Raw genomic sequence first — 16,064 nt, 5'->3', positions numbered from 1 at the left:
GGAGCCCCGGAAACCGGGAGCCAGGATCCCGGGCCGCCGGGTGTTACTGCGGCGGGCTGGACGGACCCCGGTTCGGCACGTTGCCTGCCGGCAGCCGGACGGTGAAGACCGTGCGGCCCGGCTCGCTTTCCAGGTGAATGCTTCCCTGATGAGCGCTGACGATCGCAGCCACGATCGCCAGCCCCAGGCCGGAGGATGCGGCCCGCCCGCTGCGGGCGGCATCGGCCCGGGTGAAGCGGGAAAAGATGTGCTCCTGGAAGGGAGCCGGGATGCCGGGACCGTTATCGGCCACGGTAATCACCGCCCCTCCCCCGTCCGCCGGAGCCAGCCGGGTACTGATGGTTGTCCCCGGATCGGTGTGCCGGCTGCCGTTGGTCAGAAGGTTGATCAGGACCTGCCGCAGCTGGCCGGGGTCTCCCTGCACAATCACGGGCTCTTCCGGCAGGGAAATGGTCCAGTTGTGGTCCTGCGCCGCCACCCGGGCGTCGCTGACCGATTCAATCACCAGCTGGGTCAGGTCCACTTCCTCGCGGACCTCCCCGCGGCCTTCATCCAGGCGGGCGAGCAGCAGCAGGTCCTCCACCAGTCCGGTCATGCGGCGGGACTCGGCTTCCACCCGCCCCAGCGACTGCTGGCCGTTGGCACTGAGATCCTCCGTGAGACGCACCATTTCGGTGTAACCGCGGATGGAGGTCAGCGGCGTCCGCAGCTCGTGGCTGGCGTCGGCGACGAACTGCCGGACCTGCGTTTCGCTGCGCTGGCGCACCGCCAGGGCATGGGAGACGTTGTCCAGCATCCGGTTGACCGCCAGCCCCACACTGCCAACCTCCGTGGCCGGGTGCGTCAGCTCCTCCGGCACCCGCTCCGGCAGGTCGACGTCGCCCGATTCCAGCGGCATGGTGGCCACCTGGGTGGCGAGCGCGGAGACCTTTTCCAGGGGACGCAGCGCACGCCGGATAATCAGATAGCTGAGCACCCCGGTGACGGCCAGGCCCACTGCCGAAACCCCGGCAATGGTCAGGCCGAGCGAGAAGAGAGTGTTGTTCTTTTCCGCGAGCGGAAGCCCGGAGACCACCACGGTTCCAATCGTCCCCGCCTGAGGCTGCGCCACGAGCCGGTACTCACCCACCGAAAGCGTACGGGTGACCGGCTCGCGGACCGGCGGCACCGCCGCGATGATATCCAGGTCGGATTCCAGCAGCGGAGCCCGCGAACCGTCCGGCTGCACAACCGCGGCGCCGACCACGGCACCGTCCGTGACCCGGGCGCCCAGCATCCCGATCCGCCCCTGGCCCGGGGCATCGAGAGGATCCCGGTCCGGGTCGGGGAACCTGCCGTGCGGGAACTGGAAACCAACTGCCCGGTCGGAGGCCCCGATCAGCGTCTGGTCCAGCTGCCGGGTCAGGTAGACGTTCATGACGGCGTGGCTGAAGAAGCCGATGGTCAGGCAGGTGAGGAGCAGCAGTGCCAGCGTGGCGGCCAGGAGCTTGCTTCGCAGCCGCCAGCCCTCCAGCCACCGCTGCCAGCGCGGCTGCCCGGGCTGCGACCCGGGTGCACTATGTGACCCGGCAGCGGCCCGCGGCACTGCCTGCCCCGGCCCCTGTCCCTGTCCCGGACTGCCTCCCGAACCGCTCATGTGGCCGGTTTAAGCACGTATCCGGCTCCGCGGACGGTATGGATCATCGGCGGACGGTCGACGTCGATCTTCTTGCGCAGGTAGGAGATGTACAGTTCCACGATGTTCGCCTGCCCGCCGAAGTCGTAGTCCCAGACCCGGTCCAGGATCTGCGTCTTGCTGACCACGCGGCGGGGATTCTCCATCAGGAAACGCAGCAGTTCGAACTGGGTGGCCGTCAGCTGGATCTCCTCCCCGCCCCGGGTGACTTCCCGGGTATCCAGGTTGAGCACCAGGTCTCCCACCACGAGTTCAGAGGTGTCCGCTGAGGCGGCTCCGGAGCGCTGGACCAGCCGGTGCAGGCGCAGCAGAACCTCCTGCATGCTGAACGGCTTGGTTACGTAATCGTCGCCGCCGGCCGCCAGGCCCGCAATCCTGTCCTCCACAGCGTCTTTGGCCGTCAGGAAGAGGGCCGGAACGTCCGGGTCGAAGCTGCGGATCTTACCGAGCGCCTCAACGCCGTCGAATTCCGGGAGCATCACGTCCAGGACCAGGACGTCCGGACGGAACTCGCGTGCCTTCGCGACGGCGGAACGTCCGTCTCCGACGGTGGCAACCTCCCAGCCGGTCATCCGCAGGCCCATGCTGATCAGGTCAGCGAGGTTGGGTTCGTCGTCAACCACCAGGGCCCGGATGGGGGTGCCGTCCGGGTGCATAAGCTTGGGCAGGTTGGCTGCGAAGTTGTTCGGGGCCTCGGTCATGTAAGCCTTTCCATCGGGTCCGCGGGAACCAGCTTTGGGGGACAGCTTAGCCACCCGGGTGCGGCCGGCCGGGCGCAGCTGCGCCCGTGGCGCCGTTCCGATCATCCCCCAGGCGGCTTTCGGCATCCTTGTTCGTTCCTGTGCGGGAACTGTGAGCCGGACTTTCATCTGCCGACGTTCCCTCCGCGCCGCGCGACTCCAGCCGGCGGTATCCCAGCCCGGTGGCGATGCACAGCAGGTAGGCGCCGCCAATGAACAGCCAGCCGTCCAGGAATCCGCCGGAGAACTCCAGCAGCAGTCCCATGGCCAGGGGGCCAAGCGCAAAGCCCGCATACATACCCAGCGAGACTGCACCGGAGGCGGCACCAACCCGCTGCTTGGGCACTTCCCGGAGGACCCCGGCCATCACCACCACGTTGACACCCAGGACAGAGGCACCGTGGAACAGCACCCCGGCCCACAGCAGCGCGGGCACGCCTGTCTCTCCGGCAGCCAGGAGCAGTCCCGCACCGCAGATGGCCCCGGCGGCCAGGACCAGCAGCAGGCTGGAGGCACGGACGCCTTCGGCCATCCGCCGGCCCCACAGCACGCGCGATGCCACGCCGACGACGCCGGCCGCGGCCGCGGTGGCTCCGGCCAGCAGCAGGGAGAAGCCAAGCTCCCGCTGGGCAAACAGCGGCAGATAGACGTTGGTGGCCTGCATACCCGCCCCGGAGAACAGGGCGAAGGCGGCGAGCAGCCAAACCGGCGCGGGGAACCTGCGGTTCACCGGTGCGCGGCTGGCTTTGTCCGCAGCCGGTTGGCGCGGCTCCTTGGGCAGGCGGTTCCAGGAGTAGAGCAGCAGCAGGCCCAGCACGGCAGCAGCGCCGACGGCGGCACCGCGCCACCCGGCGAACAGTGCGGCCGCCGGGAAGAACAGGCTGGAAAAGAGCTGGCTTGCCTGCACACCGGATTGCTTGATGCCCATCCAACCGGGGCGTTTGGCGGGCTCCACGGAGTGGATGATGATCCGGTTGGTGGTGGGATTGGAAATAGCCTGCGCCGGCCCGGAGAACAGGACGGCGGCCAGCAGCCAGAGATAATTTCCCGAGAGCGCCATAAACACCAGGGCCAGTGCCGTGCCGCCGAAGATGATCAGCAGCTGGGAGCGGGCGCTGATGCGGTCGCTGAGCCGGCCCAGGGACATGGAGGACAACGCCGCGCTGCAGAAGCAGGTGGCCGCCAGCAGCCCGAACTGGGCCTCGCTGATCCCCAGGTCAGCCATGATCAGGGTGCTCGTCGCTGACAGTCCGTAGTTCATGACCGGACCGGCACCCATGGCACATACCAGTACAAAAAGCAGGCCGGGGCCCGGGGTGGAGCGCAAGATTTTCCCTTCCTGGAACGACACACACCATTGTGGCCTGTGTATGCCAGTGTTACGGACCAAAAAGGACTAATATCAGCCTTAGGGTCCACCATCACCGGGCCCGCTGAGCTGGGGAGTTCCAATTGAGCAGTGAGTCTCAGGCGCGCGTGCCTTCACCACGCCGCCGCTCCGTAATGCTCTACCGCCGTGCCCGGACGGCCCTGATTCTGGTTGGGGTGTTCTGGCTGTGGCTGCTTTTCGGCAGCGCTGCATTCGTTGCGTCCCTCTTCGAACGCCCGTTCTACGCGATGCTCGCACTGTATGCGGTGGGCACCGTCACCCTGATCTCCCTGCTGATCGCTCCCGTGGCGCTGGCCTACCTGCTGATGAACCGCCAGCCGGCCGTCCCGGCACCTGCCGCGGCAGATCTGCCGGCCCGGGTCATCCGTCCGGAGCAGCCTGCCCAGCCGCCGCGGTCAGCCGAGGCTGCACGTTTCCCCCGCTCGGACCTGGCTCCGGTTATCCGGATGATTCCGCGCAGAGTCAAGGACAGCGGGACAGCCCTGGGCACCCGAGCGGCCGCAAAATGGCGGGATCTGGCCTCTTAGCAGCACCGGTCCGGCACGGACCCACCGGTGTCCCTTCCGGCGAAGGCCGGGCCGCGCGGAGCCGGCCGCCGCTTCCGGCAGCCGCTTCCGGCAGCCGCCGGCTGGAAGCAATGTCAGTGCCGGCAGCGACAGTGGAGTGCATGAGAACCTCCACCCGCCCTGCCCCGCACCCCCAGGCAGCTGCCGCCGGTCCGCGCGTTGCCCACGCACCCTACCGGCGGGAACCCTACATCCGCTGCCATACGGACGAGTTGAAGGTGGACGGCAAGGCCGCTGCTTGGACCCGCACGCATGTGCTTGTGCACTGGATAGACGACGACGCGCGGGCCCACAACCGCTGGGTCCCTGCCGCCGCCGTCGTCCGCATTCCACGGGACGATTCCGCCTGGCGCGACCCCTATGACGACTTTGCCTTCTACTACGGCACTTCACCCCAACCGGCGGCTCCGGCACGCTAGGCCATTGACAGCCGGACCGGCATTGGAGCTCAGTGGACTGAGCGGGCTGAGGAACTGAGCGAACTGAGGGACTGAGCGGGCTGAGCGGGCTGACACGGGATGCGCCGGCATTCCAGGGCTGAAGGGGCGGGTGTGTCCAGGCATGGATTTCCACGAACTCATCGAATCAGCCGGTGCGCTGGTGGACCTGGCAGGGGTGGCAGCGATCGTTGCCGGTGCGGTGGTGGCGACCATCATTGCCGGCACGGGACTGCTCCAGCACCGGCCCAGTGTCTATGAGGTCTATCGGCAGCAGCTGGGGCGGGCGATCCTGCTGGGATTGGAGCTGCTCGTCGCCGCGGACATCATCCGCACGGTGGCCATCACACCCACCTTCGAGTCCCTGGGTGTGCTGGCCGTGATTGTGCTGATCCGAACCTTCCTGAGCTATTCCCTGCAGCTGGAGGTTACCGGGAAGCTGCCCTGGCAGAGCGCTCCGGCCATTCCGGCCAAGGAACCGGCAGCACCGTGGCGGAAACCTGGTCCTGGCGGGTAGCCGCAGCGTCGCGGAAGGCCCGCACCAGGACCACCACCGATATGAACAGCGTGGCGATGCCGAACGGGTTGGCCAGGGCCGCCGAATAACCCAGTACGTCCTCGCCGGCCAGGCCGGACAGCACTGACCCGCTGGCAGGAGTGCCGAAGTCCGGCACGAAGAAGCCGAACGCGCCTGCCAGGACGTAATTGCCCAGCAGCAGGAGCGAGGTCTTGAGCGGGGCTCCGAACGGGCGCCGGGCCTTGGCCTGGACAGTGATTTTCACGGCCGCCGTGAGCATCAGGACGGCGAGGACCGGACCGGCGGTCAGGGCAAAGATCGGGACGAGCTGGCCCTCCACGCCGAACAGGATGCGTCCGGCAGTGACCCACAGCGGCATAACGATGGCCATGGGGATGCTGATGGCAGTCATAACAAGAGTGAAGCTGCGGGCAAACGCAGAGGGTGCGGGAGCGGACATTCTTCAACTCTAGCCGTGCCCCTGCCGGCCTCTCATGTGCAGGGATGATCAAAGGCAGCACCGAACTCATCTTCAAGGATGATGTGCTGCACGGCACGGGAAACCTACGCTGGGAACCGTGCCGGCCGAACAGCGGTTCGGGCCCTTCCGGTTCCAGCAGGATTCCCTCCCCATTCTTTCGTCGAAAGTGCCCGGTCAATCATGCCCGTTGAGTTTCTGATGTGGATTCCAGCAGCCGTCCTGCTGCTGCTCCTCGTCCTCACCTTGACGGCCGGGGCACTGTTCAGCCTCTACCGCACGGACTGGGCAGCCGGCGGAGAACGGGCGCTTTGGTGCGCGGTGATCCTGCTACTGCCGGTGGGCGGCGCCTTGGCCTGGCTGGCCGTGCTGCAGCACCGCACCCGCTGCGAACCGGTGGTGGAGGACGGCAGCCCGGAAGCCGCTGGGTAACTTTTTCCCGGCCCTCCGGCGGCGGCCAGACAGCCGAAAAGTGACGGCGGCGACCAAACCGTAAGATGTTGCGCACTCCTGTGTGAAACTCTTAGGCACGCCGAACTCACGGTGCTACGTTAGCCATATGCTCCACAAAGCAGCGCCCTCCGACACCGCTTCCCGGCCCGGCCGGGGCGCGGCAAAAACCCGCCTGCCCTGGCTGCTCGGCCCGGCGCTGGTGGCTGGGGTGGCGTACCTGGATCCAGGCAACGTGGCCAGCAACATGACCGCCGGTGCACGGTTCGGCTACCTCCTGGTGTGGGTCGTCGTCGCAGGCAACACCATGGCCTGGCTGGTGCAGTACCTCTCCGCCAAACTGGGGCTCGCCACCGGGCGGAGCCTGCCGGAACTCGTGGGCCGGCGGGTCAAATCCCCAACCGGCCGCCGGCTGTACTGGCTGCAGGCCGAACTGGTGGCCATGGCGACCGACGTGGCTGAGGTGATCGGCGGCGCCGTCGCACTCTGGCTGCTCTTCGATCTGCCGCTGCTGGCCGGCGGCATCATCACCGGCACCGTGTCCATGGCAGTCCTGGCCCTGCAGGGCAGCGGACGGCACCGCGGTTTTGAGTATGTGATCGTCTCGATGATGGCCATCATCGTCATCGGATTCACGGCCGGGGTATTCATCGCTCCACCGGAACCGGGAGCCGTGGCGCAGGGACTGGTTCCTCGGTTCGAGGGCGCCGAGTCCGTCCTGCTGGCCGCTTCCATCCTCGGTGCGACAGTGATGCCGCATGCCATCTATGCGCATTCGGCCCTCACCCGCGACCGTTTCCCGGAACGGACGCAGCATATGACCACCACAACCTTGATCCGGGCCACCCGCTGGGACGTCACCATTGCACTGGCAGTCGCCGGCACGGTGAACCTGGCCATCCTGCTGCTGGCGGCAACTTCGCTGCAGGGCGTGGACGGCACGGACACGCTCGACGGCGCACACGCGGCCATCGAGGGCGCTCTCGGGGGCGGAATCGCGTTCCTCTTCGCGCTCGGACTGCTGGCCTCCGGGCTGGCGTCCACCTCGGTGGGCGCCTATGCCGGTGCCGAAATCATGCAGGGCCTGCTCAAGATCCGCATCCCGATGCTGCTGCGCCGGCTGGTCACGCTGCTGCCGGCTCTGGGCATTCTCGCAGCGGGCATTGATCCGACCTGGGCCCTGGTCCTGAGCCAGGTGGTGCTCTCCTTCGGCATACCTTTCGCGCTGGTGCCGCTGCTGTGGCTGACCTCCAGTGCAGACCTCATGGGCATCCACCGCAACCGCTGGTGGACCACTGCCCTGGGTGCCGTCGTCGCGCTCCTGCTCATTACGCTGAACATTGCCCTGCTCGTCCTGACTTTCAGCGGCGCGGCTTAGACCCACATTTCACTAGTCCAGCGCTCCCTCCACCAGCGCGGTGGCAATGGCATCGGCATCCTGGACGGCCGCGAGGTAGCGTTCCGCGTCCAAGGCTGCGGAGCAGCCGGTGCCGGCGGCGGTGATGGCCTGCCGGTACCGGTGGTCCACGGCATCACCGCAGGCAAAAACGCCGTCCACGTTCGTCTGGGTGGTGGGTGAGACCACCCGGATGTAGCCGGCGTCGTCCAGATCGACCTGCCCGTGCAGCAGTTCCGTGCGCGGGACGTGTCCGATTGCCACGAAGACTCCCCCGACGGCGAGTTCACGGGTTTCGCCCGTGACGGTGTCCGCCAGTGTCAGCCCGGTGACCTTGTCCCCGCCCTGGATCGCGGTGACTTCGCTGTTCCAGGCGAAATGGATCTTCTCGTGGCACTTGGCCCGCTGGGCCATGATCCGGGAGGCCCGGAGCTCGCTGCGGCGGACCACCACCGTCACGCTCCGGGCGAAGCGGGTCAGGAACAGAGCCTCTTCCATGGCCGAGTCTCCCCCGCCCACCACCGCAACATCCTGGTTCCGGAAGAAGAAGCCGTCGCAGGTGGCACACCAGGAAATGCCCCGGCCGTTCAGTTTCTTTTCTTCGGCCAGGCCCAGTTCCTTATACGCGGAGCCGGTGGCGAGGATGACGGTGCGGGCTTTCCGGGTGGTTCCGCCGCCGGTGACCACCCGCTTGGTGTGGCCGGACAGGTCCACTGAGACGACGTCGTCGAACTCCACCACCGCACCGAACTTTTCTGCCTGCCGGCGGAGGGCCTCCATGAGGTCCGGACCCTGGATTCCATCAGGGAAGCCGGGGAAGTTCTCCACCTCTGTGGTGTTCATCAACGCGCCGCCGGCCGTCACGGAACCGGCCATGACCCGGGGTGCCAGGCCGGCGCGGGCAGCGTAGACGGCGGCGGTGTAGCCTGCGGGACCGGAGCCGATAATCAGGACGGAATCGGTAGTCATGGCTGCTCCTTGGGATCGCCGGCCGTTAGGCCGGTTCCTCCAGTGTGGAACCGCCTGCCCCCGCGCTGCTAGGGGCCCCGCGGGAACCCTACGCCTGCACGTGGATGCGGCGGCGGATGCGCACCGTCGCCAGCAGCGTGAAGACCACGGCCATCGCCACGAGGCTGAAGAGCACGTAGCCGGTCCCCACCTGCCAGTCCCCAACCTGCGCTGTGATGCCGAAGACCTCCTGCAGTTCCGCCGTCGCGGCCGGCTGGTCCCCGGTCATGGCCGGCAGGGTGTCGGCGGTCATTTCCTGCCGGAGCAGCATGGAGGACTGCATAAACGGCAGTGCGCTCACGAAGGTGCGCACACCGTCCGGGAAATTACCCACCGGAATGTAGGAGCCGGCCAGGAACCCTAGGACGGTGCCCACGATTGTGGACAGCGCGGAATAGGCCCCCGCGGTGCGGATGAAGGAGACCACGAACGCGCTCAGCGCGCCGAAGGCGACGCAGGAAAGCACCAGGTATCCGCAGATGCGCAGCAGCTGGCCGGCGCCCAGGGTCACGCTGCTGACCGTGTAGAGGTAGACCAGGCTGACGATCAGCACCAGGGCGGTCATGATCAGGGAAATCAAGGTGGCTGAGAGCAGGTAGCCGAGGATCAGTTTCCCGCGCTGGATGGGTGAGACCAGGAAATCACGGAACCGGCCAGACCCGGAGTCCTCCACAAACACGTTCATGGCGCCCAGCGCCGTCGTAATGGAGGTGATGCCCAGGATCCCGGCGAACATCCAGCTGTCCACAAAGCCCTTGATCTCCCCGCTGGTTGCCTGCGGAAAGGACTGGCCGAGCCCTTCGGTCTGCAGGTTGCCCAGGAACAGGGTGTAGAGCAGGAACACGACCAGTGCCGAGACCAGGGAGAAGAACACGCCCAGCCGGTCACGGAAGAAGAGCCTCAGGTTCCGGGCGGTGAGGTCCATGATGGCGTTCATTCCTGGGCTCCTTCCAGGGCTGGGATCCGGCCGGTCAGGGCCAGGAAAACGTCGTCCATGGTGCCGTGCCTGAACTCGAAGTCCCGGACGGCGGCACCGTGCCGGGCCAGGATCAGGCGGGCGGTTTCCGCAGTTTCCACACCAAGGCGCACGACGGCGCCTTCCACGGATTTGATGGTCCCGCCCAGTTCAGCGGCAAGGGCTTCCAGACCGGGCAGGTCGGCCGTGGTGAGGGTGAGGATGCTGGAGCTGTGCTGTGCCCGGAGTTCCGCGGGGGTGCCGTCGGCGATGATGCGCCCCGCGTCAATGATGCAGACCCGGTCCGCTTCCTCTGTTTCCTCCATGTAGTGCGTGGTGAGGAAGACGGTGAGCCCGTGGCGGTCCCGCAGTTCGTGGATAGTGGACCAGACAATTGCCCGGCTGGCCGGGTCCAGGCCGGCCGTGGGTTCGTCCAGGAAGATGATCGGCGGCGCGTGCAGCAGGGCCCGGGCGATGTCCACGCGGCGGCGCTGGCCGCCGGAATAGGTTCCGTAGCGGCGGTCCAGGAAGTCGCCCAGACCGATCAGGGTGGACAGTTCCTCGATCCGCGCTTCATTGCCGGCCGAGTCGGAGGAATAGAAACGGGCCCGCACGCGCAGGTTTTCCCGCCCGGTCAGCAGCGGGTCCAGGATCGATTCCTGGAAAACGACGCCGATATTCCGGCGCACGCCTTCCCCGGCCGTCCGCACATTGAACCCGGCTACCTCTGCCGTGCCCGCTTCGAACGGGTTGACGGTGGTCAGGCAGCCGATGGTGGTCGATTTACCTGCGCCGTTGGTACCCAGGAACGCAAAAACGCTGCCCTGTTCCACCTCGAAGGAAATGTCATCCACCGCGGTGGTGGAGCCGTATCTTTTGGTCAATCCCCGGACGGAGATGGCCGGCGGGTTTGCAGTCAATGCGCTCTTCCTGGATCAGTGGCCTGCCGGTTCCCCCGAAAGGCACGGAGAGCGGATGAGCTGCCCCGATAGGGACAATCTAGCCGAGCCGGGAGAACCGGATGGCCCCTCCCGTCTTATATGTCGGGAGGGGCCAAAAGTGGTGGATCGGGTGCCGGGGTTTGCTACCCCGTTACCTCCGGCGTCGGTGCCGCTTCCGGGGCCTGTGTCGGTGTCTGCGACGGGCTCGGGGTCACCGGAACGGTCGGAGTGGGCTCCGACGTCGGCACCACGGGCGCGGGCTGAGTGGGCTGAACGCTGGGCCGCGCCGACGGCGTGGCCGACGGCGTTGCGTCTTTCTCCTCGTCCTTGTCATCGTCCGATTCCGACGGGCTGGGGCTCGGGTTCGGGTTCGTCAGCAGGTTGCTCGGCGGATTGGCGAACGGTTCACCCGGGTGGAGGTCGCCTGCCTGCTGCATGAACTTGGCCCAGGACGGAGCCGCGATCAACGAACCGTCAATTTCGGGGTAAATCCTGCCGCCAATCTGCAGCCCGGACAGCGAGCCGGTGCCGGCCTTCCAGTTGCCGATCCAGCTGGCAGTCGCCATCCCCGAGTTGTACCCGATGAACCAGGTCTGCGACCGGCTGTCATTGGTACCGGTCTTGCCGGCCACGGGCTGGTTGCCGTAGTTCAGGAGCGAACCGGAACCCGACTTCATGACTTCCTGCGTCGCGTAGTTCACGGCGCGGGCGGTCTCCTTGCTGATGACCTGTTCGCACTCGGGTTCGGGGACCTCGTACGTGGTTCCGTTGGCGGCCGTGACCTCCAGCAGCGCACGCGGCTCGCACACGTTGCCTTCGGCAGCGAAGCCGGCGAAGGCCTGTGCCATGACCATGGGAGAGACATCCTCCACGCCGCCGAGCAAAGCCGACGGGCTAACGGACAGCGATTCCTCTTCACCCGAGGCGCTCTTACCGTTGTGGATGCCCATGGACTCGGCAATGTTCATGATCCGGCACAGGTCCAGCTGCTTGGCCGAGGACATGGTGATGGTGTTCAGCGACTGGGCGAGGCCGCGCAGCACGGTGGCATCACCGTAGTTGGTGTCGCCGTAGTTCTGCGGCGTGTACCCCTCCGCTTCATTAACTACGAAGTTGCCGCCGTCCATACAGCTGGCTGTCCAGGTGTCTCCCTGCGGATAGGTTTTCTTCCGGCCGTCCAGCTGCGTGTTCAGTGACTTGCCGGCGTCGGCCCAGGCCGCCACCGTGAACGGCTTGAACGTTGAGCCGGGCTGGAAACCGCCCACCCCGCCGAGGCTCTTTGTCGGATCACCGTCCTGGTACTGGTCCACGTTGAAGTTCAGCACGGAGTCGCCCGGATTTTCGCCGGGGTTGTACCGGGTGTTCTGGGCCATGGAGAGGATGTTTCCAGTGCCCGGCTCCAGGCTCACCATGGAATGGCCAACCTGCCCGTCTGTGGTGTCCGGGTTGGCGGTCTCGTTGACGGCATCCTGTGCTGCCTGCTGGACCTGCGGATCCAGGGTGGTCTTGATGGTCAGCCCGGAACGGTACAGCACGGACTCGCGCTCTGCCCGGGTGGCACCGAACTCTTCGCTGTTCAGGACCAGGTTCTCCACGTACGCGCAGAAGTAGGGAGCCTGCTCGGCGCCGACGCAGCCGTTCAGGGTGGGGGTGATGGTCAGGTCCAGGCCGGTGGCAACAGCGGCGTCGTACTGGGCCTGGTCAATCTTGCCGTTTTCCAGCATGGTTCCCAGAACCAGGTTGCGCCGCTCCAGCGCGCGGTCGGGGTAGAGCTGCGGATCGTAGTAGCCCGGCCCGTTGACCAGGCCCGCGAGCAGGGCGCTCTCCTGGATGTTCAGGTCAATGGCGTCTTTGTTGAAGAAGTACTTGGAGGCCGCCTGGACACCGTAGGTGTTGCCCGTGAACGGGACGATGTTGAAGTAGCCCTCAAGGATCTCGTCCTTGGACATCTCATTTTCCACGGCAATGGCCAGCCGGATTTCCCGGATCTTGTCGGAAACACCCTTGCTTCCGCTGTACGTGGCTTCTTCGCCGCGCTCATTCGCGGAGTTGATCAGGACGTTGGTGACGAGCTGCTGCGTAATCGTGGAGGCACCGCGGTTGGTGCCGCTGGAAATGTTGCTGGCAACGGCGCCCAGGATACCCTCGACGTCGACGCCGCCGTGTTCGTAGAACCGGTTGTCTTCCACGGCCAGGATCGCATCCACCATGTGGGGTGAGATCTGGTCGAAGGTGACCGGTTGGCGGTTCTCCTCATAGAGGGTCGCGATCAGGGAATCGTCAGAGGCCACAATCTTGGTGGGCGTCGCCAGGGTGGCCCGTTCCAGGTCTGCAGGCAGTCCATCAAAGAACTTGATGGAGGCCGAGGCCGCCGAACCGGTACCCGCGGCCATGGGAACGAACAGCCCGGCAACGAGCACGCCGCAGAGCACACTGACTCCCAGGAAGGAAAGCAGTCGTCCGAAGGTGGTTGCCGTGGTGAACACGGAAGATTTACGTGCAGCCATGATAAGGGAGCATAACCCAGGAACCTTTGATTTTTAGATTGATTGGCCAGCCAATACCGGGCATTACCGTTGCATCCATGCGGGCAACGAGGATAATCCGCCGGCAGTGGGAGTGACGGGATTCATGCTCCGTTCCTTTTGTCCCGGGTTTGGCTGTGTCCCAACTAATCTTCCGGACCCCCATCCCACCCGGGGGCCTGCCGCTGCTAGACTCCTGCACACTTCCCTGTAACGCCCGGGAGCGGCGGCGTACAGCAGCGAACCTCATATCGGTTCCACTGCCGGCCCCGCTGACTTGGACACCGGCGTCCAGTGAAGCCCGGAGCTACACCGGACTAGGAGAATCATGGCTCGATTACTCCACGATCTTCGCCGCCTGCGAGAAACTGTCGACGGACGGCTCAGAACGCCGCCGCCACCGCGCGGAAACCATGAAGAAATCCATGCCCGCCTGATAAGCGCCATGAACTCCGCCAAAGCCTCGGGACGGACGCTGGAACAGCAGGAACGGGTGGCTGCGGAGGCCTCCGCTCATTTCGCCTCAGTTGCCGAGGCCTACCGGCTGCGCAGGGAGGCCGTGGAATCGGTGATGGCCGGGCCCACGAATGCCTCGCAGGCCGCGTTGACCCTTGCCGCCACTGCCCGGCGGATGCACGGCCTCGCCATGGACCGTGAGTCCAGGGCCAACGCCCACCTCGCCGATATCCGTACCCGGAGCGAGCGGGTGCAGGAGCTGCTCTCCGATCTGGTGAAGGCCCAGGCCCAGCTGCGGCTGGCAGTCACGGTGGAACAGAGCCGGGCCCGGCTGGACGGCTTGGGCACCCCCGGTGCCCCCGGCCAGCACGGCAGCGGAAACTCCTTTGACGAAGAACTGCGTGAGGCCACCCGGCTGGCGCGGGAAGCAGAAGCCCTGGCAGAGCTGAAAGGCGGTTGGGAATGAGTGAAGAATCGAGCGTGCGTGTTGGAGTGCCATTCACCCCGCCGCGTTCCTATTCGGAGAAGGCCGTCAGCCGGCTCATTTTCACCGCTGCGGCCTTCGTGATCTTCGGCGGGTTTAACGTGATCGCCGTGCTGCTGGCCATCCTGCTGGTGGTTTACCCCCTTCTGATCGCCAGGGAGAGGCTGGTCCTGCGCCCGCGCCGGGAGGAGACGGAAACCGCCGCACTGAACGACGCCGTCGCCCAGTTCTTCCCGGACGCACCGCAGCTGCAGCGTGAGCAGTGGCGGCTGCTGATGACGGCGCGGAAGGGGAAGACGTTCCGTTTCCCTGACGATGTCGGCGGGGAGCTGCGGATGATCCGCACCGGCCGCGCCGCCCTGGCAGGACAGGCAGCCCTCGCCGGACAGCCCGTGCGGGCACGCGGCCCCAAGCGGACGGAGATCGAGGTGATCCGCCGGTACGGGGACATCGGGCTCACCGATTTCGACACGATCATGACTGCCTCGGGGCGGGATCCCAATATTGCCCGTGCCATCGCGGAGGTCCGCCGGGGCTACCGGCACGGGCGGGAGTCTGCGTAACCCGGCTCATCGGGGCCAGCAGTCCACCTATCTTGCGGCCATGACACTGAAACCCGGATTCATCGGCATCGATGGGCTTCCCCCTTGGCGACACGGATTCCCACTCTTTGTAGCCTCGTGGGGCCAATGGGGTCACACCAGCCACAGGAGCTAACAAACAGTGGGAACGCGTGCCCGTGTTGATCCGCGGTCGCGCTCAGTGTCCAATACCAGCCAGGAACGGAGGGGAGCCGGACCCGCGAGGCCAGAAGGACGACGAGGCTGGAGGGGCCCGGGGGAAGGCGGCTTTAATAATCCCTGCGAGCTCTGCGAGCTGGGATTTTCGTTGCCGCCGTCCCGGACCCGCTCCGGCCGGCCCCGCCCCACCCCGGACAAGCAAAAACCCCCGGTTTCCCGGGGGTTTTCTTGTGGAGCTTAGGGGAATCGAACCCCTGACCTTTTCATTGCGAACGAAACGCTCTACCAACTGAGCTAAAGCCCCTTGCCCTGACTGCCGCCCGGCACCGAAGCACCGGATAAACATCGGATAACAGCCTTGCCAGGCTACGCCGATTCTATGCACTCGCCTAGGTTCGGGGCAAAATCCGCCCGTGTGGTTGAGGCTCGCCGGACGCCTTGGCTACGCTCGAAGCAGTGCGCCGCCGGGCGCAGCGGGGGTGCGGATAAAACGCCCGGCACTGACGCCCAAAACCCGCTAAGGAGCACACCGTGAGCCTGATCAAAGACATGCTGACCTCCCACCCGGCCGGTAACTCCAACGTGGACATGGAGGCTGTGGCCGCCTGCGTCGAGGCCTGTTTCGACTGTGTGCAGACCTGCGCTGCCTGCGCTGATGCCTGTCTCAGCGAGGACATGCTCGGAGACATGGTCAGCTGCATCCGCGCAGACCTGGACTGCGCCGAAGTCTGCGCTGCCACCGGGAAGGTCCTGGCCCGGGCCGGCAAGGACTATGCCTCTTCCGTGGAGCTCATCCGCGCCTGCGCTGCCGCCTGCCGCCGTTGCGCTGAAGAGTGCGAGCAGCATGCGTCCGCCCACGAGCACTGCCGGATCTGCGCTCAGGCCTGCCACCGCTGCGCAGCCGCCTGCGACGCACTGCTGCTGACGATTTCGGCTTAGGTTCCACTAAATGTCCAAGGAATACCGCGACGTGGTGGTGCTGCACGCCTCCAACGAAGCCGGAGATGTTCAGCGGGCTTTGGCGGCAGCAGCCACGCTGGGCGAACGGCAGCCGCAGACCGGTATCCGGGTGATCGTGAACGGCGCCGCACTGGACGGCCTCACAGGCTCTGATCCTGTGGTCCTGCCGGCGAACACCGAAGTTGAAGCCTGTCTGGTCGGGATGGGTAAACGCGGCATCACCGTGGACCAGCTCCGGCCTGCAGTAGTGACGGTTCCTGCCGCTGTTGTTGCTCTGGCGCAGGCCCAGTTCTCCGGCGCAGCCTACATCCGGATCTAAGGACGGCGGCGCGATTTGCAACGACGA

Annotated in this window: 17 protein-coding genes and 1 tRNA gene; 9 read left to right on the top strand and 9 right to left on the bottom strand. The window is 66.2% G+C overall.

Annotated features, from left to right (window positions below):
- Positions 1 to 43: 43 nt before the first annotated feature.
- The 3 genes from H9638_RS02560 to H9638_RS02550 are packed head-to-tail and all read right to left on the bottom strand — an operon-like array spanning position 44 to position 3,742.
- A complete protein-coding gene (locus H9638_RS02560; protein WP_191745601.1) occupies positions 44 to 1,636 on the bottom strand; it encodes a sensor histidine kinase in 1,593 nt (530 codons plus the stop codon).
- A complete protein-coding gene (locus H9638_RS02555) occupies positions 1,633 to 2,376 on the bottom strand; it encodes a response regulator transcription factor (RefSeq protein WP_191745600.1) in 744 nt (247 codons plus the stop codon). The genes H9638_RS02560 and H9638_RS02555 overlap by 4 nt, the downstream gene beginning before the upstream one ends.
- A 46-nt stretch (positions 2,377 to 2,422) precedes the next feature.
- Positions 2,423 to 3,742: an MFS transporter gene (locus tag H9638_RS02550; protein ID WP_225216884.1), complete on the bottom strand. Its 1,320-nt coding sequence runs from the start codon at positions 3,740 to 3,742 to the stop codon at positions 2,423 to 2,425.
- Between the two features lie 149 nt (positions 3,743 to 3,891).
- Between H9638_RS02550 and H9638_RS02545 the strand changes: the two genes are divergently transcribed.
- From H9638_RS02545 to H9638_RS02535, 3 genes are all read left to right on the top strand, one after another.
- The gene (locus H9638_RS02545) at positions 3,892 to 4,332 is read left to right on the top strand and encodes a hypothetical protein (protein WP_225216883.1); all 441 of its coding nucleotides are present in this window, start codon (positions 3,892 to 3,894) and stop codon (positions 4,330 to 4,332) included.
- 140 nt (positions 4,333 to 4,472) lie between these two features.
- Complete coding sequence (locus tag H9638_RS02540; protein ID WP_191745598.1) at positions 4,473 to 4,790, top strand: hypothetical protein; 318 nt, start codon at positions 4,473 to 4,475, stop codon at positions 4,788 to 4,790.
- Positions 4,791 to 4,932: 142 nt separating this feature from the next.
- Positions 4,933 to 5,325, top strand: coding sequence for a DUF1622 domain-containing protein (locus H9638_RS02535; protein ID WP_191745597.1), 393 nt, complete (start codon positions 4,933 to 4,935; stop codon positions 5,323 to 5,325).
- Here the strand turns inward: H9638_RS02535 and H9638_RS02530 are convergent.
- On the bottom strand, positions 5,237 to 5,785 hold the full coding sequence (locus H9638_RS02530; protein ID WP_191745596.1) for a hypothetical protein: 549 nt from the start codon (positions 5,783 to 5,785) through the stop codon (positions 5,237 to 5,239). The genes H9638_RS02535 and H9638_RS02530 overlap by 89 nt on opposite strands.
- A gap of 201 nt (positions 5,786 to 5,986) precedes the next feature.
- Between H9638_RS02530 and H9638_RS02525 the strand changes: the two genes are divergently transcribed.
- Both H9638_RS02525 and H9638_RS02520 read left to right on the top strand, forming a co-directional pair.
- Positions 5,987 to 6,235, top strand: coding sequence for a PLDc N-terminal domain-containing protein (locus H9638_RS02525; protein ID WP_191745595.1), 249 nt, complete (start codon positions 5,987 to 5,989; stop codon positions 6,233 to 6,235).
- A gap of 127 nt (positions 6,236 to 6,362) precedes the next feature.
- Complete coding sequence (locus tag H9638_RS02520; protein ID WP_191745594.1) at positions 6,363 to 7,631, top strand: Nramp family divalent metal transporter; 1,269 nt, start codon at positions 6,363 to 6,365, stop codon at positions 7,629 to 7,631.
- Positions 7,632 to 7,643: 12 nt separating this feature from the next.
- Here the strand turns inward: H9638_RS02520 and trxB are convergent, their stop codons facing one another.
- From trxB to H9638_RS02500, 4 genes are all read right to left on the bottom strand, one after another.
- Positions 7,644 to 8,618: a thioredoxin-disulfide reductase gene (gene trxB / locus H9638_RS02515; protein ID WP_191745593.1), complete on the bottom strand. Its 975-nt coding sequence runs from the start codon at positions 8,616 to 8,618 to the stop codon at positions 7,644 to 7,646.
- A gap of 88 nt (positions 8,619 to 8,706) precedes the next feature.
- Positions 8,707 to 9,594, bottom strand: a complete 888-nt coding sequence (locus H9638_RS02510) for an ABC transporter permease (protein ID WP_191745592.1) — start codon at positions 9,592 to 9,594, stop codon at positions 8,707 to 8,709.
- Entirely contained in the window at positions 9,591 to 10,532 is a 942-nt protein-coding gene (locus tag H9638_RS02505) for an ABC transporter ATP-binding protein (protein WP_191745591.1), read from the bottom strand. Before H9638_RS02505 ends, H9638_RS02510 begins: the two co-directional genes overlap by 4 nt.
- A 164-nt stretch (positions 10,533 to 10,696) precedes the next feature.
- Positions 10,697 to 13,060, bottom strand: coding sequence for a transglycosylase domain-containing protein (locus tag H9638_RS02500; RefSeq protein WP_191745590.1), 2,364 nt, complete (start codon positions 13,058 to 13,060; stop codon positions 10,697 to 10,699).
- Between the two features lie 346 nt (positions 13,061 to 13,406).
- On the opposite strand from H9638_RS02500, the gene H9638_RS02495 reads away from it, so the two are divergent.
- A complete protein-coding gene (locus H9638_RS02495) occupies positions 13,407 to 14,000 on the top strand; it encodes a hypothetical protein (RefSeq protein ID WP_191745589.1) in 594 nt (197 codons plus the stop codon).
- On the top strand, positions 13,997 to 14,581 hold the full coding sequence (locus H9638_RS02490) for a hypothetical protein (RefSeq protein ID WP_191745588.1): 585 nt from the start codon (positions 13,997 to 13,999) through the stop codon (positions 14,579 to 14,581). The genes H9638_RS02495 and H9638_RS02490 overlap by 4 nt, the downstream gene beginning before the upstream one ends.
- 408 nt (positions 14,582 to 14,989) lie before the next feature.
- Here H9638_RS02490 and H9638_RS02485 read toward each other — a convergent pair.
- Positions 14,990 to 15,062 (bottom strand) — tRNA-Ala (locus H9638_RS02485).
- 227 nt (positions 15,063 to 15,289) lie between these two features.
- Here H9638_RS02485 and H9638_RS02480 point away from each other — a divergent pair.
- Both H9638_RS02480 and H9638_RS02475 read left to right on the top strand, forming a co-directional pair.
- Entirely contained in the window at positions 15,290 to 15,697 is a 408-nt protein-coding gene (locus H9638_RS02480; RefSeq protein ID WP_318241756.1) for a four-helix bundle copper-binding protein, read from the top strand.
- A 10-nt stretch (positions 15,698 to 15,707) separates the two neighbouring features.
- Positions 15,708 to 16,037 carry a hypothetical protein gene (locus H9638_RS02475; RefSeq protein WP_191745587.1) on the top strand — a complete coding sequence of 110 codons (330 nt, stop codon included), beginning with the start codon at positions 15,708 to 15,710 and terminating at the stop codon, positions 16,035 to 16,037.
- The last annotated feature ends 27 nt before the right edge of the window (positions 16,038 to 16,064 follow it).

Source organism: Arthrobacter pullicola, assembly GCF_014836875.1.
In the GTDB taxonomy this organism is placed as follows: Bacteria; Actinomycetota; Actinomycetes; order Actinomycetales; family Micrococcaceae; genus Arthrobacter_B; species Arthrobacter_B pullicola.
The sequence above is the reverse complement of the archived record's forward strand: the minus strand, read 5'-3'. Positions and strand labels throughout refer to the sequence as shown.